Origin of the sequence: Bradyrhizobium sp. Pha-3 (assembly GCF_042258615.1) — a bacterium.
Classification (GTDB): domain Bacteria; phylum Pseudomonadota; class Alphaproteobacteria; order Rhizobiales; family Xanthobacteraceae; genus Bradyrhizobium.
Window position 1 is genome coordinate 8,401,132 of the sequence record NZ_CP170152.1, and the last position, 24,873, is coordinate 8,426,004.

Sequence of the window (24,873 nt, forward strand, 5' to 3'; positions counted from 1 at the left end):
GTACGCCCCCGTCGTCTGGCGAAGCGGAGATCATCTTCGGGATCATGCGCCTTCACCCTTCCAGTGCAGCACAGTGATCAGCGTGAACAGCCGCCGCGCGGTCTCGAAATCGACGCGCACCTTGCCCTTGAGCCGCTCCTGCAGCGTGCGCGAGCCCTCGTCATGGATGCCGCGGCGGCCCATGTCGATCGCCTCGATCTTGTCCGGTGTCGCGGTACGGATCGCCTGATAGTAGCTGTCGCAGATCATGAAGTAGTCCTTCACGACTCGGCGGAACGGCGTCAGCGACAAGAGATGCGCCACCACCGGCGCGCCGTCCTCTTTCCTTATATCGAACATCAGCCGGTTGCCGGTGATTGCTATATGCAGGGTATAGGGCCCCGGCCCGGCTGCGCCTTCGGGCGCGAACAGGTTCTGCTCGACCAGGTCGTAGATGGCGATCGCCCGCTCATGCTCGATGTCGGGCCCGGAACGGCCGATCGATTCCTCGTCGAGCGTCACCGCGACGATGCGATTGTTAGAATCCTCGTCGTCTGGTGGCTTGTTCATGAGAGGTTGAGGCGCAATCCGACGGAACGTGAATGGGCATCGAGACCCTCGGCCTGGCCGAGCGTCATCGCGGCGGGCCCGAGCGCACGAAGCTGATCCGGCCCGCACCGCAGGATCGAGGTTCGCTTCATGAAGTCAAGCACCCCGAGGCCCGAGGAGAACCGCGCCGAGCGCGCGGTCGGCAGCACGTGGTTGGAGCCGCCGACATAGTCGCCGATTGCCTCCGGAGTATGGGGCCCGAGGAAGATCGCCCCGGCGTTGCGGACCTCTTTCGACAGGCCCTCGGCGTCCGCGGTCATGATCTCCAGATGCTCGGCCGCGATCGCATTGGCGAGTTCGACCGCATCGTCGAGCTTTGCGACCATGATGATCGCGCCGAAGTCGTCCCACGAGGCGCGCGCGATCGCCGCACGCGGCAGCGTCGCAAGCTGCGCCTCGACCGCGCGCTCGACGTCGGCGGCAAGCCGCGCACTATCGGTGATCAGGATCGACTGCGCGCTGACGTCATGCTCGGCCTGCGCCAGCAGATCGGCCGCGATCCAGTCCGCATTGCCGGTGTCGTCGGCGATCACGAGCACCTCGGAGGGGCCGGCGATCATGTCGATGCCGACCTTGCCGAACACCAGCCGCTTGGCGGCGGCCACATAGGCGTTGCCGGGGCCGACGATCTTGGCGACCGGGGCGATCGTCGCGGTGCCGTAGGCCAGCGCCGCCACCGCCTGGGCACCGCCGACGCGGTAGATTTCCGAGACGCCGCCGAGATGGGCGGCCGCGAGCACCAGCGGGTTGAGCTTGCCGTCCGGCGCCGGCACCACCATCACGACCCGCGGCACACCGGCGACCCTGGCCGGCACCGCATTCATCAGCACCGAGGACGGATAGGCCGCGGTGCCGCCGGGCACGTAAAGGCCGACCGCATCGACCGCGCTCCAGCGCCAGCCGAGCTCGACGCCGGCGGCGTCGGTGAAGCGCTCGTCCTTGGGCAGCTGGCGGCGGTGAAAGGTCTCGATCCGGTCGCGCGCGAATGTCAGCGCCTCGACGGTCTTGGCGTCGCACGCCGCAACCGCGGCGTCGATTTCGGCGGCGGTGATGCGCAGGCCGGCGGCGTCGATGTCGAGCCGGTCGAACTTTTTGGTCGCCTCGAGCAGCGCCGCATCGCCGCGGGCCGCCACGTCATCGACAATGGCGCGGGTGGCGCGCTCGACGTCGGCCGATACCTCGCGCTTGGCCGCCAGGAATTCGCGGAAACGCTGGTCGAAATCGGCGCTCTGTCGGTCCAGGCGAACGGGCATGGCGGCTTTCTTAGGAAGAATTCGGGTCCCTGCTCAATGGCGCGGCGGATAATGGCCGTCAACCCTTGGGGCTGCGTCATTCCGGAGCGATGCGAAGCATCGAACCCTCAGGGGCGCAATTGCGTCCCGAGAATCTCGAGATTCCGGGTTCGGCCCTGCGGACCGCCCTGGAATGACAAGCTCAATTACCCCGGCGCCACCCCGAGATCGTCGGCTCCGAGATCGGTCAATTCGCACTCCAGGCACTCGACATCGAGCCGCAGCGCCGCCCCCTGGCCGAACATCAGGAGTGCACTGCCGCCCGGCGGGTCGGAGGCATGGAATTCGATCCCGAGCAGTTCCAGGGTGGCCTCCGGGGCCTCCAGGTCGATATTGCGCGACTTGCATGCCAGCACCCGGTCGAACCTGAGGGCGGCGATCAGACGGCGCGAACAGGTGGCACCGGCCAGGGTCTGCTCCCAGTCCAGCCGGTTCAGGCCGACCACGAGGCGTTTCTCGTCCTGGCGCCAGACGATGTCAGCGGGCTGGACGCGGGCGTCCTGCACATGGGCGGAGATCACCGCGAGGTCATCGGCATCAAGGGCGATCAGTTTCAGGGGAGCAGGCGAGGACATGACGGTGGTTATAACGCCTTCGGCTGCCGGAGGTAGCACGTGGCCAAAGGAAAATCCGGCTCGAGGGAACCGGTCCTGCCGCCGCCGCCGTCAGAGGCTGTTGATGTCCTCGCTCTCCAGCACCGGCCTCGGGTAGCCGTCGCGGGCCACCTTGAGCATGGCGCGGCCGAGCTGTTCCGAGGTGGTCATGTAGCTCGGGGCAACGCGCACCAGCAGCGACAGCAACGGCGAGGTCGCGACATAGATCGCCTGCACCCAGCCTGTCTTGGAACGGACCCCATGCAGCGGCTGGATGCCGGCGGGCCGGAACATGTAGGCGGCCTTGAACGGCAGCTTGAGCAGGTCGTTCTCGGTCTTGCCCTTCACCCGCGCCCACATCACCGCGCCCTGCTCGGTGGAATCGGTGCCGCGCCCAGTGACATAGGTGAACACCAAGCCGGGATTGAGCCGAGCCAGCGCCGTCGCCGCAGCCAGCGTGATGTCGTAGGTCAGATGACGGTAGCGCGCCTCGTCCATGCCGATCGAGGAGACGCCGAGGCAAAAGAAGCAGGCGTCGTAGCCCGCCAGCTGCGGCTCGATCGCGCTGTAGTCGACGAAATTGTCGCAGGTCAACTCGACGAGCTTGGCGTCGCGCTGCCCGGTCGGGCTGCGCCCAACCGCCAGCACGCGCTCGACGCCGGGATCGAGCAGGCACTCGCGCAGCACGCCCTGCCCGACCATGCCGGTCGCACCGAACAGGATGACCTTCATATCGATGCCCCGCTGCTGCTCGATCCGCTCACGCGGCGGTCGCGACCTGATCGAACGATACACCGGTCAGCGCCGCTGAGATATCCCAGAGCCGCGCCGCCACCGCCGCGTCCCTGGCATGCGGCATAATCCGCGCCGGCTTCGGCGGCCCCTTCAACTCGTAGAACCCATCCGGCCCGTAATAGCCGCCGGGTTCGGCCGCGGGCGATGTCGCCGCAAACAGCGTCGGCAGCGCGCCGGCCGCGGCCGAATGGCTCATGAAGGGCTGCAGATATCTGCCGAGCCGCCACGACAGGCTCTCGGTGCCGGGACCATTCGGGATCAACTCGGTCCGCGCGTAGCCGGGATGCGCGGCATTGCTCATCAGCCCCCAGCCATTGATCGCGCTGCGGCGTTGCAGTTCGAGCGCAAACATCAGCATCGCAAGCTTCGACTGGCAGTAGGCACGCCACGGCGCGTAGGAGCGCCGGGCCTGCAGATCGTCGAAATTGATGGCGCCGGAGCGATGCGCAAGGCTCGAGAGATTGACGACGCGGGTGTTTTGGCCGCGGCGCAGCTGCGGCAGCAGCAGCGCCGTCAGGGCGTAGTGGCCGAGATAGTTGGTGCCGAACTGCATCTCGAACTCGTCCGACGTGACCTGCCGCTCCGGCAGCGCCATCACGGCGGCATTGTTGATCAGGAGATCGAGCGCCGGATGCGTGGCGGCAAAGCGCCCGGCGAAATCGGCGACCGATGCGAGGCTCGCGAGGTCGAGCGTTTCATAGGTGACCGCAGCATCGGGCAGCTGCCCGCGGATCCGCGCCAGTGCATCCTGCCCCTTGGCACCGTTGCGCCCGGTCAGCACGACGCTGGCGCCGGCGCGTGCCAGCTCGAGCGCGGTTTCAAAGCCGAGCCCGCCGGTTGCGCCTGTGATCACGGCGGTCCTGCCGTCTTGCCGCGGAATGTCTGCAGTGCTCCAGCCGGTCATGCTTATATCTCCTCGCAACACGATTCGGTTCTGACGGTTGTTCTCGGTTCTTGCGGTTCCAGCCGCGCCCGATGAAATGTGCACTAAGTGCATTTTTGCAAGAGGTGAAACATTTGAAGCGTTCCGCGTCCGCGCGAAGGTCTGCCAAGCCCCGGCAACCCAAGGAGAATTCGGCGCCGCCCGCCGCTTCGTCCGGCCTGCGCGCGCGCAAGCGGCGGGAGACAAGGGAACGGCTGACCCGTGCGGCGATGGCGCTGTTTCTCGAGCGCGGCTTCGAGGCGACGACGCTCGACGACATCGTCGCCGCGGCGAACATCTCGCGCCGCACCTTCTTTCATTATTTCGCCTCGAAGGAAGACGTGGTGTTCGCCTGGCAGGAGGACGGCAGCGCGGCGCTGATCGCAGCGGTCGCCGCGCGCCCGGCCGCCGAATCCATGCTGCAGGCGGCGGAGAACGCGATCGCCGAGATGGTCAGGCAGCTCGATCCGCGCGAGGCGGTCGCACTGGCGCGGCTCAAGCGCGACAACCCCGCACTGCAGGCCCGCGATCAGGTCAAGTACGAAAAGCTCGAGCGCGAGCTCGCCGACGCGCTGCTCAAGCGCGGCGGCAACAAGGCGGACCGGATGAAGGCCCGGCTGGTCGCGATGATCGCCACCGGCGCGATGCGCGTCAGCGGCGATCTCTGGGCCGCCGACGGTGCACGCGAGAAACCGGAGCTGGTCGCCAAGCGACTGTTCGCCGCGGTCCGCGCCATCTTCGAGTGATCGCGCGCTCCACCCTCATACTCTCAGTGAGCCGTGCTGGCGCAAACGTAAGGTGAGCACAGCAGTCGGGCTCCCTCACCTGGCTGTCAGTGAATCTGCGCGATGTTGAGACGCGCAGCCCGCCCGTCAACCCTTGATGAACGCCAGCAGATCCTTGTTGATGGTCTCCGCCTCCGTCGTCGGCATGCCGTGCGGAAAACCCTTGTAGGTCTTCAGCGTGCCGTTCTTCAGAAGCTTGGCCGAGAGCGGGGCGGAATCGGCATAGGGCACGATCTGGTCGTCGTCGCCATGCATCACCAGCACCGGCACGTTGATCTTCTTCAGATCCTCGGTGAAATCGGTCTGCGAGAACGCGACGATACCGTCGTAATGCGCCTTGGCGCCGCCCATCATGCCCTGCCGCCACCAGTTCTGGATCACGGCTTCCGACGGTTTCGCGCCGGGCCGGTTGTAGCCGTAGAACGGCCCGGCCGGAACATCGCGGTAGAACTGCGAGCGGTTGGCCGCGAGCTGCGCCTGCAGGCCGTCGAACACCGACTTGGGCAGGCCGCCGGGATTGGCCGCCGTCTGCACCATCAAAGGCGGCACCGCGCTGAGGATCGCGGCCTTCGCCACCCGGCTCTCGCCGTGGCGGGCGATGTAATGCACCACCTCGCCGCCGCCGGTGGAATGGCCGACATGGACGGCATTCTTGAGGTCGAGATGCGCGGTGACGGCCGCGAGGTCGTCGGCATAGTGATCCATGTCATGGCCGTCGGCGACCTGGGCGGAGCGGCCGTGGCCGCGGCGATCGTGGGCTATGACACGAAAGCCGTGACCCACGAAGAACAGCATCTGCGCGTCCCAATCGTCCGACGACAGCGGCCAGCCATGGCTGAACACGATCGGCTGGCCCGAACCCCAATCCTTGTAGAAGATCTCGACGCCGTCTTTGGTGGTGATAGTGGGCATCTGATTGCTCCTTTTGGTGGCACTGCATCATTCCGGGGCACGCGGAGCGTGAACCTCAAGGGCGCAATTGGGCCCGGGGGAAGCCAGAGACTCAGGTCGAGATTCCGGGTTCGCGCTTCGCGCGCCCCGGAATGACAGGAGTGATCAGGCGAACGTAACCGGCCGGAACCGGCGCCACGCACCGATGATCACTACGGCGAAGAACACCAGCACGATGCCCTGCACCACCGCAAACACCGGCCCGGACGGCGGGTTCGGCGGCACCGCCGGCGCCAGCGCCTGCAGCGCAGGCACTTTGAGGAAGCTCTGGATAACGAGCACGAAGACGTTGAGATAGAGCGAGACCATCGCGGTCACGATATAGATCGGGCGCCAGGCGCCCTTGAGCTGCATCGCATACAGCGCGATGCAGGCGATCGCGAGCAGCACCAGCGAGAGGCCGCCGATGATGTGCGAGGGCAGCAGCTTCTCGGTCACCAGAGGCGGGATCACGAAGCCGGTGGCGTTGGTCAGGATCGTGAGGATGAGGAAGATCGCGGTCAGGCCGGGCATCGCGCGCGAGCCGAGCAGGCCGAACATCACGATCACGCCGGCGACGATTGCAATCAGGCTGATAATGACGTGCACAAGCACTAACGTCGTCATGTGGCGCACTCCCCGTTGAGACCCGCGCGCGAGGTTACGATGCGTGCCGGAAAATTGCTACATGCTTCGATGGCAGGACGGCCGACATCTCTCGAAATTCCCGGCGCCGGCCGTTGTTTAAGAATTTCGCACCGATGTCACACGCCGCGATAGCTGCGCCTCGTGAGAAGCTGAATCAATAATAGCGCGGGATCGGCCCGTTATGCGGTGTCTTGCGCTTCGACAGGTCGAACAGCACCTCGTCGACATAGCACCAGCCCCAGCCTTCCGGCGGATCGTACCCCTCGATCACGGGATGGCCGGTGGCATGGAAGTGCGCTGTCGCATGCCGGTTCGGCGAGTCGTCGCAGCAGCCGACATGGCCGCAGGTCCTGCAGATCCGCAAATGCAGCCAGCGGCTGCCGCTCTTCAGGCATTCCTCGCAGCCAAGCGCGCTCGGCGTGACATCCTGGATGCCGGCGATATGGGTGCAGCCTTTTGTCATTTCGGTCCCTCGTGCGGAAGCAATTGCTTCGAGTTCAGCTCAGCGCATTCGCTCGCCTAACCCGTCATCCCCGCGCAAAGGCTTCGCCTTTGTCGCTGGAGGAGCGCGAAGCGCGTCTCGAAGGATCGACGGCCACCAGCGGGGCCGATTCATCCTTCGAGACGCGCGTTCCGCGCTCCTCAGGATGACGGGGATAGTGCTGCACCGACATTGCTACAGCGACGGGCTGCCGTCATCGGCGAGATAGCCGTGCAAAGCCGCAACGACTTGCGCGCCCTCGCCGATCGCACCGCCGACGCGCTTGACCGATCCGGAGCGGACGTCGCCGACTGCGAACACGCCGGGCACCGTGGTCTCGAGCAGCGGCACGGCCGGCGCGCCCTCGCCGTTCTGCACGCCGGTCATCACGAAGCCGCCGCGGTCGACCTGCACGCCGCAACCCTCGAGCCAGCCGGTCGCCGGATCGGCGCCGACGAACAGGAAGAGATTGCGGATATCCATGGTGAACTCGTCGGGCGCGAGCCGGCTGCGCCAGCGCACGCGCTCCAGCGTCTCCGCGCCTTCCAGCCCGGTCACCTCGGTGTTGAACATCAATTCGATGTTCGGCGTCGCCTCGATGCGCTCGATCAGGTAGCGCGACATGCTGGCCCCGAGCCCGCCGCCGCGGATCATCATGTTGACCCTGCGCGCGTGCGCCGACAGGAACACCGCCGCCTGGCCTGCGGAGTTGCCGCCGCCGACCAGCACGACATCCTGCTGGGCGCACAGCCGCGCCTCGATCGGCGAGGCCCAGTACCAGACGCCGCGGCCCTCATAGCTCTCGAGATTGTCGATCGCCGGCCGGCGGTAGCGTGCGCCGCTCGCGACCACCACCGACTTGGCGCGCAGCGTGTGCCCGCAGCCGGTGGCAAGCGTGAACGCGCCCGACGCCTTCGAGCAGTCGAGCGATTTGATCGAGACCGGAATCAGCATCTCGGCGCCGAATTTCTGCGCCTGGTTGAAGGCGCGCCCGGCCAGCGCCTGGCCGGAAATGCCGGTCGGGAAGCCCAGATAGTTTTCGATCCGCGCGCTGGCGCCGGCCTGACCGCCGAAGGCGCGGGAATCGAACACCGCAACCGACAGTCCCTCGGAGGCCGCATAGACCGCGGTGGCGAGCCCGGCCGGACCGCTGCCGACCACGGCGACGTCGTAGAGCTTTTCGTGTGCGCTGTTGCCGATCATGCCGAGCGCCATCGCAAGCGCGGTCTCGGACGGATTGCGCAGCACCGTGCCGTTCGGACAGACCACCAGCGGCAGCTCGGCGCGCGTCGGCGAATAGCGCGCCACGAGGTCGGCGGCATCCTTGTCGGTCTCGGGATCGAGGACGTGATGCGGCTGGCCGTTGCGCGCCAGGAAATTTTGCAGCGGCGCCATGTTGCCGACCGACGCCGAGCCGATCAGCACCGGCCCGCCGGCGCCGCCCTGGATCAGGCTGACGCGGCGCAGGATCAGCGCGCGCATGATGCGCTCGCCGAGGTCAGCCTCGGCAACCAGCAGCGCACGCAGCCGCTCGGGCGGCAGCAACAGCGTATCGACGGGACCCTCGGCATGGCCGTCGACCAGCGCGGCGCGGCCCGAGAGCTGGCCGATCTCGGCGAGGAATTGCCCCGGCCCCTGGTCGATGATCGGCGTGACGCGGCCGAGGCCATCGCGCTGGGTAATCGACACGCTGCCCGACAGCACCACGAACATGCCGGGACCGGGCGTGCCGGTCTCGAACAACGCCTCGCCGTCCTTGTACGCGCGCGGCTCGCCGAAGCGGCGCATCCGCTCGATCTCATGCGCCGTCAGGGTCGGAAAGGTTTGCTCGTGGCGCGGGAAAGCGTTGGCGGTTGCGTTCAATCGGTCGATCGTCTCATCCATGGCCATCTCGGCGACTCGCTTCTTGTTGCAACACACGCCAACCGGCCGGAGTTTCGATTCTCACTAGAACCAGAACCCAGGCCCTGGCTTGTCGTTTTGCCGGATTTTCTGCACGAACTGATGTCCATCTCGCGCGAAATCGCTCTAGCGACCCGGCTCGCTTCCGCCGGCGTCGTCTCGTGAGCCGGCTTCTGGCGAGCCGTCTCCTAGTGAGCCGTCTTCTAGTGAGCCTTGGGCGGGTTCGGAAGCCACATCCTCGCGACCGCGCGCCTGCGATTTCCGCCGCTTCAGATTTTCGCGCAGCGCCAGCTTGAGACGATCCTGTCGTGAATCCTTCACGCGGGCTCCGGCCTGCCCGCCGCCCTTGTCGTGCTCACCTGTCATTGCAAAATTCTCGAACCGCCGTCGCGCCTTCCCCGAGGCCGAACATAGCCAAAGGCCGCCGCCCGCGCACCCTGCCCGGTCGGCCAGTTGCGCCAGGCCGCATGATTCGGCGGCTGGACGAAATCCGGCTTCCCGGCATGATCGGAACCCAATCTGACCAGAATCGGCCGGATTGGGCAGAATCACCGGCGAGGAACGCCGATTTCTGCCGATTTCATCGCCAACAGGGGTGCTGTTTCGCTTGCGCCAACGGGAGGCCTGTGGCAAGAACCGCCCGCTTGGACGGGCCCTTGGGGCCGATTCAATTTTTCCCGGGCACGCTGCCGTAGCTCAGTGGTAGAGCACTCCATTGGTAATGGAGAGGTCGACAGTTCAATCCTGTCTGGCAGCACCAGGATCTTCCCCAGCGATCGCTGCCGTTATTGCGGGCACCGCCGCGTTCACCGCATCAATGCGCGAGCAGCAGACCCGCCCCGCCGATCAACAGCACGACGTAGAACGCGAACACACTGCCGACCCATTTCCAATCGATCTGTCCGTGTTCGGGGCTCAGGCTTTCGATGATGCCGTGCATGATGATTTCCTCCAGAAGCGTTTTCGAGCGAAGTGGGTACCGGTTCGCGTGAAGAAAACACGTCAAAACAAGAATCCGGAGCCCCGTTCCGATTCAATCGGAACGGAAATGGCTCTAGAAGTCGCATGGGCGGCGTATAGCCTGCACCTCGATCACGTCATGTGACTCACTTCACACTTCAACGTCGCGGAACGGACCCAAGAGTGACTGGCCCAGAACTGACGAAACTGCGCGAACATCTCGGCGAGGCACTTGGGCGAAAGCTGACGGCGGCTGACATGGCAAAGCTGTGCGGGCTGCCGGCGGACGGCGGCGCCGAAAAACTCCGCAAGTGGGAGGTCACCGGCCCGACCCCGAAGGTCGCAGGCCTGCTGCGCGTGCTGGCGATGGCGAGCGAGCACTATCCGATCCTGGAGAAGTTCGACGTGTTCGATCGGCACGACGTTCCGGTCAAGGATCGCGCCGCACGCCGCCAGGCGTTCCGCGAGCAGATGCGCGACGACGTGCGCAAGCGACTGGACTAGCGGACGGCCTGGTTAACGGAGCAAGCGCGTCGCGCACGGTGCGTTAAGCCTTCCGTCATTCCCGCTTAAGCGTTCGTTAGGCACAACAAAACGTTTCACCGCAAAGGGTGCGACTTAACGTGCCAAGTCGTCATTCGGTGACAGCATTTTATTCAAATGCGGTCTAACGCATCGCCATGGATGGCGCCATTCACGCCGCGCCTCATGACTTGTCCGGAGACTGCCCTATGAAGAAGTTCCTGCTCGCAACCGCAGCCGCAGCTGTTGCCGTCGCTGCCTTTGGCGCGACCGCCCAGGCCGCCGACCTCGGCTCCCGTGGCTATTACCAGAAGGCGCCCGCGCCTGTTTACGCCGCGCCGCTCTACAACTGGACCGGATTCTATCTCGGCGGCCATCTCGGCGGCGTGTTCTCGCAGAACAACACGTTCAACGGCCTCGCGCTGTCCGACTCCAGCGCCCGCTTCATGGGCGGCGTGCAGGGCGGCTACGACTGGCAGCTGTCGCCGATGTGGGTGATCGGTCTCGAAGGCCAGTATTCCTGGGTCGGCGGCCACCAGCTCAACGCGATCTTCCCGGGCGGTTACGTCTACAACAACAACCAGCGCGGCATCGCCTCGATCACCGGCCGCGTCGGCTACACCTGGGGCCCGGGCCTGATCTATGTGAAGGGCGGTTACGCCTATTCCGACAACAACGAAACGGTGACGCTCGGCGGCGCGCAGGTACCCTTCGCGCTCAGCGACAACCACAGCAACGGCTGGACCATTGGCGGCGGCGCCGAATACATGTTCGCGCCGAACTGGTCGGCCAAAGTCGAGTACCAGTACTACGACTTCGGCGACAGCCGCTTCACCGCGCCGGGCGCGCTGGTGCCGGTCGGCAGCTTCCACAATGACGAGCACACGGTGAAGGCGGGCCTCAACTACCGCTTCAACCTCGGCAACCTCGGTGGCCCCGCTTACGGCCGCTACTGAGGTTATGGACAACCACAACCGAGAGTGGAAAGGCCGGCTCACGCCGGCCTTTTTGCGTCCGATCGCGCGCATCGATTCCGCACAGCGAACCAAGACGGCGCCGACGCGCGGCAGCCCTGAAAAATCCGGCAGATCGTCGCAATTTTCCCGATTTTGTTAACCCGCCGCACCGATACTCCCGCGCCGGGGAAACATCCAAGAGTAGTGGCCAGGGGTAGTGGTCCAAGGGGCAGGGGCAATGGCGTTTCGATTCAAGCTCGGCAAACCAAATCTCAAACGTATCCGTCTGCCGCAGATGGGCGTCAGGGGCAGCCTGTTCGCGGCATTCGCCGTGATCGCGGGCATGGCGCTGGTGATCAGCGCAGGCGCCGGCATCGTGCTGCATCAGCTCGGCGGCACCATGAGCGATCTCTCCGGCCGCGACATTCCGCGGCTCGCCGCGAGCCTGCAGCTTTCCGCGCAGAGCGCCTCGCTCGCAGCCCAGGGGCCCGGCCTGCTCGCCGTGCAGAGCGAGGATGCGCTGAACGATCGCACCAAGAAGGTGCAGGAGGTCGCGCAGCAGACCAATGCCAAGCTTGGCGAGATCATCGAACTCGGCGCCGACAAATCCGTCGTCAGCGCGCTGCAGGAGAACGTCAAGAACACCGACGAGGCCACCAAGAGCCTGATCTCGGCCGCGCATGAGCGGCTCGACGTCGGTGCGCTGCGCGACAAGCAGTACAACGCGCTGCGCAAGGCGCAGGGCGCTTTCGTCTCTGCCGCCGGTCCCGCGATGCTCGACGCGCAGACCCGGCTCAACGCCATCCTCGCCGCGGCCGACGTCTCCGCCGACGCTGCCACCGAAGCGGCCCGCACCGTCGGCCAGATCGGCAACGTGCTCGCCGCCGGCAATTTGATGGCCGCCGATATGACCGCGGCGCTGTCGGCCAATTCCAGCGAGACGCTCGATGCGATCGAGGCCGAGTTCAAGAAGGGCCGCGAGCGCGTCAAGTCCAACCTCGAGGACCTGCCGAACAATCCGGCGATCGTTGCCGTGCGCGACACCGCCGAGAGGCTGCTGGTGCTCGGCGAAGGCAAGACCGGCGTGTTCAAGATCCGCCAGAAGGAGCTCGACTCGATCGATTACGGCCAGACCATCCTGGAAGAGACCCGCAAGCTCAATGTCGGGCTCGGCATCAGCGTCCAGCAATTGGTCGACGCCGTGCAGAAGGAAACCGATGCGTCGACCTTCCAGGCGCGGCAGCAGATTTCGCTCGCCACCACGGTGATGATCGGATTGGGCGCGCTGACGCTGGTCGGCTCGTTCCTGTTCGTCTGGCTCTATGTCGGGCGCAACATCCTGCGCCGCATCCGCGGCCTGCAGCGCTCGATGCAGCTGTTGTCCGACGGCGACCTCGACACCGAGATCCCGCAGAGCCGCCAGCGCGACGAGATCGCCGTCATGGCCGACTCGCTGCAGGTGTTCCGCGAGAGCATGATCGAGGGCCGCGAGCTCACCGAGAACCAGAACAAGGACCGCTCCGCCAAGGCCGAGCGCGCCTCGCGCATGGAGAAGCAGATCGCGACGTTCGAATCGACGGTCCGCACCGCGCTCGGCAGCCTGCAGACCGCGGCGAACTCGATGCAGTCGACCGCGCAGAGCATGTCGGCGACCGCCGACCAGTCGAGCGCATTGGTCAACGCGGTCGCCTCGGCAGCCGAGGAAACTTCGGTCAACGTGCAGACGGTGTCGGCCGGCACCGAGGAGTTGTCGTCGTCGATCTCCGAGATCGGCCGCCAGGTCGTCACCTCGGCGGAGATCGCCCGCAAGGCAGTCGAGGAAGCCAGCGCCACCGACACCACCATGCAGGGCCTTGCCGACAATGCCGCGCGGATCAGCGTCGTGGTCGACCTGATCCAGACCATCGCCTCGCAGACCAATCTGCTCGCGCTCAACGCTACCATCGAGGCGGCGCGCGCCGGCGAGGCCGGCCGCGGCTTTGCCGTCGTCGCCTCCGAGGTGAAGAACCTGGCGAGCCAGACCGCCAAGGCGACCGAAGAAATCCGCCAGCAGATCGTCAGCATGCAGGAAGTGACGACCACGGCGGTCACCGCGATCCGCAACATCTCGAGCACGATCGGCGAGATCAACGACGTCACCACCGCGATCGCCGCCGCGGTCGAGGAGCAGGGCGCGGCGACCCGCGAGATCGCCCGCAACATCCAGCATGCCGCCGGCGGCACCAGCGAGGTGTCGAGCAACATCGTCGGCGTCTCGACCGCCTCGGCCGAAGCCGGCACTGCCGCCGGCGAGGTGCTCAGCGCCTCCGATGCGCTGCGCCGCGAGGCCGACGTGCTGCGCTCCGAGATCGACGGCTTCCTGTCGAACATTCGCGCGGCGTAGGCAGATATTCCGTAGCCCGGATGAAGCGCAGCGAAATCCTGGGCCGCACGTCGTGGATCGACTGGCCCCGGATTGCGCTTCGCTCCATCCGGGCTACGGGGCCACCCCATTCTCCGGACGACTATCTGATTTTTCGGCTGGCGCGGCGGCCCGGGTCCCGCTAAGTCGGTAGCATGCATACGAAGACCGACAGCCTTCCCTCCTCGGCGGAGGCACTGCGATACCCTTGGGAGAACCACCCCGGTCACGACCAGGTCGTGGAGGTGGCGCCCGGCGTGCTGTGGGCGCGGCTGAAGCTGCCGTTCCGCCTCAACCACGTGAACATCTATCTGCTCGCCGACGGCGACGGCTGGACCATGGTGGATGCCGGCTTCGGCAACGAGGAATCGATCGCGGCCTGGACCACGCTGTTCGAGGGACCGCTGAAGCACATCAAGGTCACCCGGCTGATCGTGACGCATTCGCATCCCGACCATGTCGGTCTCGCCGGCTGGATCACCGAGCGCTTCGACTGCCCGCTGTTCATGTCGCAGGTGGAATACCTGCAATCGGTCTATCACCAGAACCGCGGCACCGAGGAGCGGCGCAACGCGCAGCGGCTGTTCTTCCGCCGCCACGGCATGGACGAGGACCTGACCGAGAAGCTGCTCGGCCGCGGGCAGGATTATCTGAAGCGCGTCTCGGTGCTGCCGCCGTCCTATCACCGCCTGACCCATGGCGACGAGGTCGTGATCGGCACCCGGCGCTTCAAGGTGATCACCGGCGGCGGGCATGCGCTCGACCAGGTGATGCTGTATTGCGCCGCCGACAAGCTGTTCCTGTCCGCTGACCAGGTGCTGAGCAAGATCTCGCCCAATGTCAGCGTTTGGGCGGTCGAGCCCGAGCAGAACTCGCTCGGCGAGTACCTGGCCTCGCTGGCGAGCCTGACCACCACCCTGCCCTATGACGTGATGGTGCTGCCGGGCCATGGCGTGCCGTTCTACGGGCTGAAGACCCGGATCAAGCAGCTCGCCGATCACCATGAGGAGCGCTGCCGGCTGATCGCCGAGGCCTGCCGCCAGGTGCCGCAGACGTCCAAGGAACTGGTCCCGGTGGTGTTCCACAAACACGTGCTGGACGAGCACCAGATGGGCTTCGCCGCCGGCGAACTGGTCGCCCATGTCAATTACATGCTGGTCGAGGGCCGCCTGACGGCCGAGATGCACGACGACGGCATGCTGCGCTTCAAGACGACCTGAGCCCGGCCGGGCCGTAATGCCCCGGGCAATTTGACCAAAATCAAGCCGGAAGGACGGCCGCTAGGGCAATTTGCCCAACTCCAACGCATGCCCAGATGTGGGCCAATGCATGGACATTAGAGCTGGAAAAGCTCTAAGAAGAGGCAGCTTTTCCGGTCAGGTTCCGCTTTCTGGGTTCGCCGATGAATTACAGCCAGTTTTTCCAAACCGCCCTCAACCGCCTGCATGACGAGCGGCGCTACCGGGTGTTCGCCGACCTCGAACGGATCGCGGGACGCTTCCCGCACGCGACCTGGCATTCGCCGAAGGGCAGCCGCAACGTCGTGATCTGGTGCTCCAACGACTATCTCGGCATGGGCCAGCACCCCAAGGTGGTCGGCGCCATGGTCGAGACCGCGACCCGGGTCGGCACCGGCGCCGGCGGCACCCGCAACATCGCGGGCACCCATCATCCGCTGGTGCAGCTCGAGGCCGAGCTCGCCGACCTCCACGGCAAGGAAGCCTCGCTGCTGTTCACCTCGGGCTATGTCTCGAACCAGACCGGCATCTCGACGCTCGCCAGGCTGATTCCGAACTGCCTGATCCTGTCGGACGCGCTGAACCACAACTCGATGATCGAGGGCGTGCGCCAGGCCGGCTGCGAGCGCCAGATCTTCCGCCACAACGACGTCGCGCATCTCGAAGAGCTGCTGATTGCCGCCGGTCCCGACCGGCCGAAGCTGATCGTCTGCGAGAGCCTTTATTCGATGGACGGCGACGTCGCGCCGCTCGCCAGGATCTGCGATCTCGCCGAGAAATACGGCGCCATGACCTATGTCGACGAGGTGCATGCGGTCGGCATGTATGGTCCCCGCGGCGGCGGCATTGCCGAGCGCGACGGCGTGATGCACCGGATCGACGTGCTCGAGGGCACGCTGGCGAAAGCGTTCGGCTGCCTCGGCGGCTATATCGCGGGCCGCGCCGAGATCATCGATGCGGTGCGCTCCTACGCCCCGGGCTTCATCTTCACCACCGCGCTGCCGCCGGCGATCTGCTCGGCCGCCACCGCTGCGATCCGCCATCTGAAGACCTCGAACTGGGAGCGCGAGCGCCACCAGGACCGCGCCGCCCGCACCAAGGCGATCCTGACCGCCGCCGGCCTGCCCGTGATGTCGAGCGACACCCATATCGTGCCGCTGTTCGTCGGCGATCCCGAGAAGTGCAAGCGCGCCTCCGACCTGCTGCTCGAGGACCACGGCATCTACATCCAGCCGATCAATTATCCGACGGTCGCCAAGGGCAGCGAGCGGCTGCGCATCACGCCCTCGCCCTACCATGACGACGGCCTGATCGACGCGCTGGCCGAGGCCCTGCTCCAGGTCTGGGACCGGCTCGGCCTGCCGCTGCACCGGAAGTCGCTGGCCGCCGAGTAACCCTATCCGCGTCCACCCCCGAATTTGGGCCGGCCGTGCATCGCACCGCCGGCCCTTTGCGTTATAATCCTGACACCCGGCCCCTCCCGGCGGCCGGGACAGGAGATGAGCAGCGATGCTGCACGACTGGGGCGTTATCGCCACGGCGTTCGCCTACATCGGATTGTTGTTCTTCATTGCCAGCCGCGGCGACCGGATGTCGGCGGGTGCGCGCGGCCGCGCCAGCCAGTGGATCTATCCGCTGTCGCTGGCAATCTACTGCACCTCCTGGACCTTCTTCGGCTCGGTCGGCTTCGCCACCCGCACCAGCGTCGACTTCCTGGCGATCTATGTCGGCCCGATCGTGATGATCGGGCTGTGCACCCCGCTGCTCCGCCGCGTCATCGCGCTCGCCAAGTCGCAGAACATCACCTCGATTGCCGACTTCATCGCCGCGCGCTACGGCAAGAGCCAGGCGGTCGCGGCCACCGTGGCGCTGATCGCGATCATCGGCTCGGTGCCCTACATCGCGTTGCAGCTCAAGGCGATGGCCTCGTCGCTGGAAACCATCCTGAGCGAGGACCAGGCGTTCTCGAAAATCCCGATCATCGGCGACATCGCGCTGATGGTGACGCTGGCGATGGCGGTGTTCGCGGTGCTGTTCGGCACCCGCCACACCGATGCGACCGAGCACCAGCACGGGCTGATCCTGGCGATCGCCGCCGAGTCCATCGTCAAGCTGGTCGCCTTCATCGCCGCCGGCGCCTTCGTCACCTTCTGGATGTTCTCGCCGGTCGAGCTCTATGAGCGCGCCCTGAAGACGCCGGAAGCGGTGCGCGCGATCGAATATGTGCCGTCGATCGGCAATTTCCTGATCATGACGCTGCTGTCGTTCTGCGCGATCATGCTGCTGCCGCGCCAGTTCCACGTCAGCGTGGTGGAGAACTCGAACGGCGCCGAGGTCAGCCGGGCGCGCTGGCTGTTTCCGCTGTACCTCGTCGCCATCAACGTGTTCGTGATTCCGATCGCGATCGCGGGCCTCGTCATCTTCCCGTTCGGCGCGGTCGATGCCGACATGTTCGTGCTGGCGCTGCCGATCGAGGGCAATTCGCAACTGCTCAGCCTTGCCGTCTTCGTCGGCGGGCTGTCGGCAGCGACCGCAATGGTGATCGTCGAATGCGTCGCGCTCTCGATCATGGTCTCCAACGACATCGTGCTGCCGCTGGTGCTGCCGCGCAGCGATGACGCCCGCGCCGGCCAGAAGGACTTTGGCGACTTCCTGCTGAAGGCGCGCCGCTTCTCGATCTTCGCCATCATGGTGATGGCCTATTTCTACTATCGCGCGCTCGGCAACACCCAGCTGGTCGCGATCGGCCTGCTGTCCTTTGCCGCGATCACCCAGCTCGCGCCGGCCTTCTTCGGCGGGCTGTTCTGGCGCCGCGCCACCGCACGCGGCGCCATGGCGGGCATGCTGGTCGGCTTCGCGACGTGGCTCTACACGCTGTTCATCCCGAGCTTCCTGGAAAACTCGACCACCGGCCTGATGCTGCTGCAGCATGGGCCGTTCGGGATCGAGGCGCTGCGGCCGCAGGCGCTGTTCGGCGCCGACCTGCCGCCGCTGCTGCATGGCGTGCTGTGGAGCCTTGCGCTCAACATCCTGACTTACGTCGTGTTCTCGTTGGCGCGCGCGCCGTCCTCGATCGAGCTGTTGCAGGCCGACGTGTTCGTGCCCAACGCGCTGGCCCCGATCGCGCCGAGCTTCCGGCGCTGGCGCACCACGGTGACGGTGCAGGACATCGAGAGCACGGTGACGCAATATCTCGGCCCCGACCGCACCCGCGAGGCGTTCGCCGCGTTCGCCGTCGACCGCAACGTCGTGCTGCTGGCATCGGCGCCGGCCGATTTCGAGCTGCTGCAACACGCCGAGCGGCTGATCGCGTCCTCGATCGGGGCGGCGTCCTCGCGCCTCGTGATGTCGCTGCTGCTGCAGCGGCGGACGGTGTCGGCCAAGGCCGCGCTGAAGCTGCTCGACGACTCGCACGCCGCGCTGCATTTCAACCGCGAGATATTGCAGACCGCGCTCAATCATGTGCGCCAGGGTATCGCGGTGTTCGACGCAGATTTGCAGCTGATCTGCTCCAACCGCCAGTTCTCCGAACTGCTCGCGCTGCCGCCGCATCTGGTGCAGCTCGGCATACCCCTGCCCGAGATCCTCGAATTCATGGGCGCGATCAGCCCGCCGCCGGTCGGTGACAGCGACAACCTGCTGCAACTGCGGCTGCGCGCCTACACCACCGAGGGCGAGCCCTATCTGGAACGCTTTACCGACCGCCATCTGGTGATCGAGGTGCGCGCCAACCGCATGCCGGGTGGCGGGCTCGTCCTCACCTTCTCCGACGTCACGCCGAGCTTCGAGGCCGCGGAGGCGCTGGAGCGCGCCAATGCGACGCTGGAAAAGCGCGTCCGCGACCGTACCGAGGAGCTGACGCGGCTGAACTCGGAACTCGCGCTCGCCAAGGGCATCGCGGAAGACGCCAACGCCTCCAAGACGCGCTTCCTGGCGGCGGCCAGCCACGACATCCTGCAACCGCTCAACGCGGCGCGCCTCTATGTCACGAGCCTCGTCGAACGCAAGAACGGCGGCGAGGATTCGCGCCTGGTCGAGAACATCGACGACTCGCTCGAGGCGATCGAGGACATCCTGGGTGCGCTGCTCGATATATCGAGGCTCGATGCCGGCGCCATGACGCCGGCGATCACGAGCTTCCGGATGGCCGACCTGATGCGCTCGCTGGAGATCGAGTTCATGCCGATCGCCCGCGACAAGGGCCTCGATCTGCGCTTCGTGGCCTGCTCGCTGCCGGTCGAATCCGACCGCTCGCTGCTGCGCCGGCTGCTGCAGAACTTCATCTCCAACGCGATCAAATATACTCCGCGCGGCCGCGTGCTGATCGGTTGCCGCCGCCGCGGCGACGCGCTCCAGATCAGCATCTTCGATACCGGCGTCGGCATTCCCGTGCAGAAGCGCGGCGAGATCTTCAAGGAATTCCACCGCCTCGAGCAGGGCGCCCGGATCGCCCGCGGCCTCGGCCTCGGCCTGTCGATCGTCGAGCGGCTGGCGCGCGTGCTGAACCATCGCATCGCGATTTCAGCCAATGTGAGCGGCGGCTCGGCGTTCTCGGTCACCGTGCCGGTCGCCACCGCCGTCAACCATACCGCGGCCGTCACCACCGCCACGCCGCTGTCGAAGACGCCGATGAGCGGCTCCCTGATCGTCTGCATCGAGAACGATCCCGCCATTCTCGACGGCATGAAGACGCTGCTGACGGCGTGGGACGCCGAGGTGATCGCGGTGCTCGATGCCGACGGCGCGATCAGCGCGATCGAAGCCGCCGGCGGCCGCGTCACCGGCGTGCTGGTCGACTATCACCTCGACCGCGGCAACGGCGTCGCCGCGATCCGCGAGATCCGCCGCCGCTTCGGCGACGGCATTCCGGCGATCCTGATCACCGCCGACCGCAGCCCCGCGGTGCGCTTGGCCGCACGCGAGGAAAACATCGCGGTGCTGAACAAGCCGGTCAAACCGGCCTCGCTGCGCGCCCTGCTCGGACAATGGCGGACGCAACAGATGGTGGCGGCGGAGTAGCGGCGAAGCCTTGTGATTTCACCGTCATCCTGAGGTGCGAGCGGAGCGAGCCTCGAAGGATGCACGGCCCGCCTGGTGGCCGTCGTCCCTTCGAGACGCGCGCAAGAGCGCGCTCCTCAGGGTGACGGAACGAAGGGCGCGGCGATGACGGCTAACTCGACGGCGTGCCCTGGCGCCACTGGCCGCCTGCGATCTTCGCGGCGGCGATCACAGCCTGGGTGCGGCTTTCGACGCCAAGCTTCTGCAGGATGGCCGAGACATGGGCCTTGATGGTCGCTTCGGAGACACCGAGCTCGTAGGCGATCTGCTTGTTGAGCAACCCCTCGGACAGCATCATCAGCACCCGCACCTGCTGCGGGGTCAGCGTCACCAGACGGTCGCGCAGCCGCGTCATGTCGGGATCGCCCGCCGCCGACAGATCGGTGTCCGGCGGAACCCAGACGTCGCCCTCCATCACCTTCATGATGGCGTCACGCAGCGTCTCGACGCCGAAGCGCTTGGGGATGAAACCGGAGGCGCCGAAATCGAGCGAGCGGCGGATGGTTCCGGCATCGTCGCTGGCGGAAACGATGACTACCGGAATCGCCGGATATTGCGCCCGCAGATAGATCAGACCGGAAAAGCCGCTGATCCCCGGCATGCTCAGGTCGAGCAGGATCAGGTCGACATCGGAGTCCCGCTCCAGGAGCGCGGTCAGATCCTCGAACGATCCGGCCTCGCTGATCGTGGCCGAACTCACGACGCTGGACACCGCCTGACGCAACGCATCGCGGAACAGCGGATGGTCGTCGGCGATGACAAGATGAGTATTGGCAGCAGCAGTCATCTCAGTCCCACAAGCGGGCTTTTGCAAGCCCGCGCCGTTCGGTTGTCGCCCGCGCGGCAGTATCACGCAAGCCCTTGATAATACCAGATGCCAACGCAGTTAACCCGCCGAGCTTGTGCGCCGCAACAGACGCACGCGGGGTCGTTCCATCCAACTCACGCCTCGAAAGATAAGTTCAAGCGTGTAAAAGCCAAAAGTCTTATTGGGACGGGTTTCACTGCGATGTTACCGTCGACTTAAGCCTAAGGCCCATTCGGGCCTAACCCGCCAGCCGGGGGCGAGCATGGCAGCAAAATTTCGGGGGGAGCAATCCAGATGTCCACAATGACTGCAACTTCGGCGCGGCCCGCCGGCATGACGAAGGATGAGCGTTTCGTCATCCTGGCGTCGTCGCTCGGCACCGTGTTCGAGTGGTACGACTTCTATCTCTACGGTTCACTGGCCGGCATCATCGGCGCGCAGTTCTTCTCCGACTATCCGCCGGCGACGCGCGACATCTTCGCGCTGCTGGCCTTTGCCGCGGGCTTCCTGGTGCGTCCGTTCGGCGCCATCGTGTTCGGCCGGGTCGGCGACATCGTCGGCCGCAAATACACCTTCCTCGTCACCATCTTGATCATGGGCCTGTCGACCTTCATCGTCGGCCTGTTGCCCAGCGCCAAGACCATCGGCATTGCGGCGCCGATCATCCTGATCTCGCTGCGCCTGTTGCAGGGCCTCGCGCTCGGCGGTGAGTATGGCGGTGCGGCGACCTACGTCGCCGAGCACGCGCCAAACGGCAGGCGCGGCTATTACACCTCCTTCATCCAGACCACGGCAACGCTCGGACTGTTCCTGTCGCTGCTGGTGATCCTGTTCACCCGTTCGATCACCGGTGAGAAGGACTTCGCCGACTGGGCCTGGCGTATTCCCTTCCTGGTGTCGGTGCTGCTGCTCGGCATCTCGGTCTGGATCCGGCTGCGGCTGAACGAATCGCCGGTGTTCCAGCGCATGAAGGACGAGGGCAAGAGCTCGAAGGCGCCGCTGACGGAGGCCTTCGCCAACTGGGGGAACGCCAAGATCGTGCTCCTGGCGTTGCTCGGCGGCACCATGGGTCAGGGCGTGGTGTGGTACACCGGCCAGTTCTATGCGCTGTTCTTCCTGCAATCGATCCTCAAGGTCGACGGCTACACCGCGAACCTCCTGATCGCCTGGTCATTGCTGTTCGGCACCGGCTTCTTCATCGTGTTCGGTGCGCTGTCCGACCGGATCGGACGCAAGCCGATCATCCTGGCGGGCTGCGCGATCGCGGCGCTGACCTTCATTCCGATCTTCAAGATGATCTCCTCCAACGCCAACCCGGCGCTGGAGAAGGCGATCGAAACGACCAAGGTCGAAGTGGTTGCCGACCCCGCAGGCTGCGGCGACCTGTTCAACCCGGTCGGCACCCGCGTGTTCACCGCGCCCTGCGACACGGCCCGTGCCTTCCTCGCCCAATCGTCGGTCAAGTACGCGACGACTTATGGCGCGGCCGGCTCCGGCGTGAAGGTCGTGATCAACGGCAAGGACGTCTCCTACGCCAACGCCAAGGACGGCAATGCGGCGATCGCCGCCGCTGTGGCCGCCGCCGGCTATCCGAAGGCGGGCGATTCCGGCATTGTGAAGATGTCACATCCGTTCGACATCTTCCGCCCGCAGGTCGCGGCCGTGATCGGATTGCTGTTCATCCTGGTGATCTTCGTCACCATGGTGTACGGCCCGATTGCCGCGATGCTGGTCGAGTTGTTCCCGACCAAGATCCGCTACACCTCGATGTCGCTGCCCTATCACATCGGTAACGGCTGGTTCGGCGGGCTCTTGCCGGCGACGGCGTTCGCGATCGTGGCCTCGACCGGTGATATCTATGCCGGCCTCTGGTATCCGATTATCTTCGCGGCCATTACCGCGGTGGTCGGCGCGATCTTCCTGCCGGAGACCAAGGACGTCGATATCAGCAAGACTTGATCGGCTGACACAGCCCTTTCGACGAACCGGCCGCGGAGCGATCCGCGGCCGGTTTCATTTTTGCGCGTGCTTCGCGATCAGGCCCTGGTCGCCCCGATGAATTGCAGCACGACCTCGCGCCGGTGCGCCCGGGCGCGATGCTCGATCAGATAGATGCCCTGCCAGGTGCCGAGCGCCATCTCGCCATCCAGCACCGGGACCTGCAGCGAGGTCGCCGTCAGCATGGTCTTAATGTGCGCCGGCATGTCATCGGGGCCTTCGGTGTCGTGACGCCAACCGCCGTCTTCGGGCGCCGCGCGATCGAGCGCCGTCATCAGGTCGACCAGCACCGTCGGATCGGCATTCTCCTGGATCGTCAGCGAGGCCGAGGTGTGACGGATGAACAGCGTCACCGCCCCCTCGCCGGCGCGCACCTCGCGCAGGAATTTTGCGACCTCGCGCGTGATGTCGGTGAAGCCGGCGCCGGGCGTTTCGACCGTCAAGCGCGACGACACGATGCTGGTTGCCGGGACCGAGGCTGGCGCCGAGCGCGACGTTTGCTTCGATGAACTCATCTAATCCTCTATTGTGCTGAATGCGAAGTTCGTGCGATTTCGCGGCAGCCGCTTTCACGAACTTCGCATTCATGAAGCACACTAGAATCATAAGTTTGCTAGTGTCCTTATCGAATCCGAAGTTGGCTCCGAAGGTGCGGCGAATGATACGAACTTCGGATTCGGGACACTAGGCCGGGACGACGCTGTAGAAACAGCGCCGGCGTCACCTCAAATCTTGCCGCCGTTGACGTCGCGCTGTACGCGGTTGGCCATCTCGATCAGCCGCCGCCAGGCCCGCTCGACGAACGACATCATGCGATCCATGTCGCGGTCGCTCGGCAGCGGAATCTCGATCTTGCGCTCGCCCTCCGCGACCTTCGGCTCAGCCTTCTTCAGCGAATCCGATTTCGGCAGCGCCTCGTCGGTCTTGGCCGATGGTGCGCCCGCGGCGAGCTCGCCTTTCAGCTTGTCATTGTCGGCTTGCAGGCGGCCGACCTCTGCATCCAGCGCCGCCCGCTCGTCGGGCACCATGTAACAGGCCCAGCCGGCGCTGGAATTGGTGCAGGTCGACACCGCGCCGGTGCGGGTGTCGAGCCGTAGGAAGCCATCGCCGGCCGGCGACAGCGCATAACGGCCGTTCTCTGTATCGGGCGCGGTTTGCGCGAGCGCCGCGCCGCTTGTGATCAGGATGGCAACAATTGCGATGGACAATTTCGAGGACGACATCGCGATGGGCATGGCTTGCTCCGCCTCAACCTGATTCCTGCCCCTAGACCACAGAGCTATAGGGCTTGCGGCCTGACTTCAACGCGTCCTCCAGCAATTCGATCCGGTCCTGCCCCCAGAAGACCTCGCCATCGAGTACATAGCCGGGCGAGCCGAACACGCCGGCATCCAATGCAGTCTGGCGATTCTGCTCATAGGCGGCGCTGATCGCATCGGACCCCGAGCGCTCCACCAGCTGCCGGCCGGGCAAGCCAGCATCGTCGGCGAGCTTCACCAGCGTCTCAGCATCGGCAAGATTGAGCTCAAGCTCCCACACCGCGGGATAGGCGCGTTGCAAGAACGGCTCGGGGTCGAGGCCGGCCTCGAGCAGCGCAATCACGACGCCATCGGCAAGCCGCCCATTGAACGGCCAGTTGGCCGGCTGCAGGTGAAAATTGAGCCCGCGCTTGTCGCGCCAGCGCTGCAACTCGATCATTCGGTAGCGCTACCGCACCGGATGGCGCTGTGCGAGCGGCAGCCCGCCGGTCTCCGAGAACAAATCGACCAGCAGCACGGGCCGGTAATTTACCTTGATATCGTAAGCCTTTACGAGCCGCACGAAGGGTTTGTGGCCGATATAGGCCCAAGGCGATTGCAGCGAGAAGTAGTAATCGATCTGGCGTGACATGCGGAACCTTGACTGCGTGAGGTGGTAAGGACTTTCGGTGATCCCAGCAGAGCCGGAAATGCCAGGCAACATCGCTTCAAACCATACAAGCTGTTGCACTGCGAAC

The 24,873-nt window shown here is 65.6% G+C and carries 21 protein-coding genes, 1 tRNA gene and 1 pseudogene; 9 read left to right on the forward strand and 14 right to left on the reverse strand.

The features are described from left to right. Positions 1-42 precede the first annotated feature (42 nt). The 5 genes from ACE10Z_RS39290 to ACE10Z_RS39310 form a co-directional block, all read right to left on the reverse strand. Entirely contained in the window at positions 43-549 is a 507-nt protein-coding gene (locus ACE10Z_RS39290) for a UPF0262 family protein (RefSeq protein WP_092123128.1), read from the reverse strand. Next, positions 546-1,841: a histidinol dehydrogenase gene (gene hisD / locus ACE10Z_RS39295; protein ID WP_375785478.1), complete on the reverse strand. Its 1,296-nt coding sequence runs from the start codon at positions 1,839-1,841 to the stop codon at positions 546-548. The genes ACE10Z_RS39290 and hisD overlap by 4 nt, the downstream gene beginning before the upstream one ends. A 185-nt stretch (positions 1,842-2,026) precedes the next feature. Continuing rightward, a complete protein-coding gene (locus tag ACE10Z_RS39300; protein WP_375785479.1) occupies positions 2,027-2,455 on the reverse strand; it encodes a DUF2948 family protein in 429 nt (142 codons plus the stop codon). Between the two features lie 90 nt (positions 2,456-2,545). Then, entirely contained in the window at positions 2,546-3,205 is a 660-nt protein-coding gene (locus ACE10Z_RS39305) for an epimerase (protein ID WP_375785480.1), read from the reverse strand. A gap of 28 nt (positions 3,206-3,233) precedes the next feature. Next, positions 3,234-4,172 carry an SDR family oxidoreductase gene (locus ACE10Z_RS39310; protein ID WP_375785481.1) on the reverse strand — a complete coding sequence of 313 codons (939 nt, stop codon included), beginning with the start codon at positions 4,170-4,172 and terminating at the stop codon, positions 3,234-3,236. Between the two features lie 113 nt (positions 4,173-4,285). Between ACE10Z_RS39310 and ACE10Z_RS39315 the strand changes: the two genes are divergently transcribed. After that, positions 4,286-4,936 (forward strand): TetR family transcriptional regulator, encoded by a 651-nt coding sequence (locus ACE10Z_RS39315; RefSeq protein ID WP_375785482.1) that lies wholly within the window; start codon positions 4,286-4,288, stop codon positions 4,934-4,936. Between the two features lie 126 nt (positions 4,937-5,062). Here the strand turns inward: ACE10Z_RS39315 and ACE10Z_RS39320 are convergent, their stop codons facing one another. The 4 genes from ACE10Z_RS39320 to ACE10Z_RS39335 all read right to left on the reverse strand — a co-directional run bounded on the left by ACE10Z_RS39320 (position 5,063) and on the right by ACE10Z_RS39335 (position 8,924). Beyond that, complete coding sequence (locus ACE10Z_RS39320; RefSeq protein ID WP_375785483.1) at positions 5,063-5,887, reverse strand: alpha/beta fold hydrolase; 825 nt, start codon at positions 5,885-5,887, stop codon at positions 5,063-5,065. Between the two features lie 144 nt (positions 5,888-6,031). Beyond that, complete coding sequence (locus ACE10Z_RS39325; protein ID WP_229172232.1) at positions 6,032-6,532, reverse strand: hypothetical protein; 501 nt, start codon at positions 6,530-6,532, stop codon at positions 6,032-6,034. Between the two features lie 175 nt (positions 6,533-6,707). Then, on the reverse strand, positions 6,708-7,016 hold the full coding sequence (locus ACE10Z_RS39330; protein WP_057018148.1) for a UBP-type zinc finger domain-containing protein: 309 nt from the start codon (positions 7,014-7,016) through the stop codon (positions 6,708-6,710). A gap of 213 nt (positions 7,017-7,229) precedes the next feature. Next, positions 7,230-8,924 carry an FAD-dependent oxidoreductase gene (locus ACE10Z_RS39335; protein WP_375785484.1) on the reverse strand — a complete coding sequence of 565 codons (1,695 nt, stop codon included), beginning with the start codon at positions 8,922-8,924 and terminating at the stop codon, positions 7,230-7,232. A gap of 697 nt (positions 8,925-9,621) precedes the next feature. Here ACE10Z_RS39335 and ACE10Z_RS39340 point away from each other — a divergent pair. Beyond that, positions 9,622-9,696: transfer RNA gene (locus ACE10Z_RS39340), tRNA-Thr, on the forward strand. Positions 9,697-9,750: 54 nt separating this feature from the next. Here the strand turns inward: ACE10Z_RS39340 and ACE10Z_RS39345 are convergent. Beyond that, entirely contained in the window at positions 9,751-9,876 is a 126-nt protein-coding gene (locus ACE10Z_RS39345) for a hypothetical protein (protein WP_375785485.1), read from the reverse strand. Between the two features lie 203 nt (positions 9,877-10,079). On the opposite strand from ACE10Z_RS39345, the gene ACE10Z_RS39350 reads away from it, so the two are divergent. From ACE10Z_RS39350 to ACE10Z_RS39375, 6 genes are all read left to right on the forward strand, one after another. Next, positions 10,080-10,400 (forward strand): hypothetical protein, encoded by a 321-nt coding sequence (locus ACE10Z_RS39350; RefSeq protein WP_375785486.1) that lies wholly within the window; start codon positions 10,080-10,082, stop codon positions 10,398-10,400. Positions 10,401-10,627: 227 nt separating this feature from the next. Continuing rightward, a complete protein-coding gene (locus ACE10Z_RS39355; RefSeq protein ID WP_176533903.1) occupies positions 10,628-11,374 on the forward strand; it encodes an outer membrane protein in 747 nt (248 codons plus the stop codon). A 238-nt stretch (positions 11,375-11,612) separates the two neighbouring features. Next, positions 11,613-13,757, forward strand: a complete 2,145-nt coding sequence (locus tag ACE10Z_RS39360; RefSeq protein ID WP_375785487.1) for a methyl-accepting chemotaxis protein — start codon at positions 11,613-11,615, stop codon at positions 13,755-13,757. Positions 13,758-13,930: 173 nt separating this feature from the next. Then, positions 13,931-14,995 carry an MBL fold metallo-hydrolase gene (locus tag ACE10Z_RS39365; RefSeq protein WP_375785488.1) on the forward strand — a complete coding sequence of 355 codons (1,065 nt, stop codon included), beginning with the start codon at positions 13,931-13,933 and terminating at the stop codon, positions 14,993-14,995. A 182-nt stretch (positions 14,996-15,177) separates the two neighbouring features. Continuing rightward, positions 15,178-16,407, forward strand: coding sequence for a 5-aminolevulinate synthase (gene hemA, locus ACE10Z_RS39370; protein WP_375785489.1), 1,230 nt, complete (start codon positions 15,178-15,180; stop codon positions 16,405-16,407). Between the two features lie 115 nt (positions 16,408-16,522). Continuing rightward, positions 16,523-20,032 (forward strand): NahK/ErcS family hybrid sensor histidine kinase/response regulator, encoded by a 3,510-nt coding sequence (locus tag ACE10Z_RS39375; protein WP_375785490.1) that lies wholly within the window; start codon positions 16,523-16,525, stop codon positions 20,030-20,032. Between the two features lie 151 nt (positions 20,033-20,183). Here ACE10Z_RS39375 and ACE10Z_RS39380 read toward each other — a convergent pair whose 3' ends face one another. After that, on the reverse strand, positions 20,184-20,858 hold the full coding sequence (locus ACE10Z_RS39380) for a response regulator transcription factor (protein ID WP_163153087.1): 675 nt from the start codon (positions 20,856-20,858) through the stop codon (positions 20,184-20,186). A gap of 354 nt (positions 20,859-21,212) precedes the next feature. Here ACE10Z_RS39380 and ACE10Z_RS39385 point away from each other — a divergent pair, with 354 nt between their 5' ends. Next, positions 21,213-22,838, forward strand: a complete 1,626-nt coding sequence (locus ACE10Z_RS39385; protein ID WP_375790033.1) for an MFS transporter — start codon at positions 21,213-21,215, stop codon at positions 22,836-22,838. Positions 22,839-22,915: 77 nt separating this feature from the next. Here the strand turns inward: ACE10Z_RS39385 and ACE10Z_RS39390 are convergent, their stop codons facing one another. The 3 genes and pseudogenes from ACE10Z_RS39390 to ACE10Z_RS39400 form a co-directional block, all read right to left on the reverse strand. Beyond that, a complete protein-coding gene (locus tag ACE10Z_RS39390) occupies positions 22,916-23,392 on the reverse strand; it encodes a secondary thiamine-phosphate synthase enzyme YjbQ (RefSeq protein ID WP_375785491.1) in 477 nt (158 codons plus the stop codon). A 210-nt stretch (positions 23,393-23,602) separates the two neighbouring features. Beyond that, the gene (locus tag ACE10Z_RS39395) at positions 23,603-24,112 is read right to left on the reverse strand and encodes a hypothetical protein (protein ID WP_375785492.1); all 510 of its coding nucleotides are present in this window, start codon (positions 24,110-24,112) and stop codon (positions 23,603-23,605) included. A gap of 31 nt (positions 24,113-24,143) precedes the next feature. Beyond that, a pseudogene (locus ACE10Z_RS39400) lies at positions 24,144-24,767 on the reverse strand (2-hydroxychromene-2-carboxylate isomerase). Positions 24,768-24,873 lie beyond the last annotated feature (106 nt).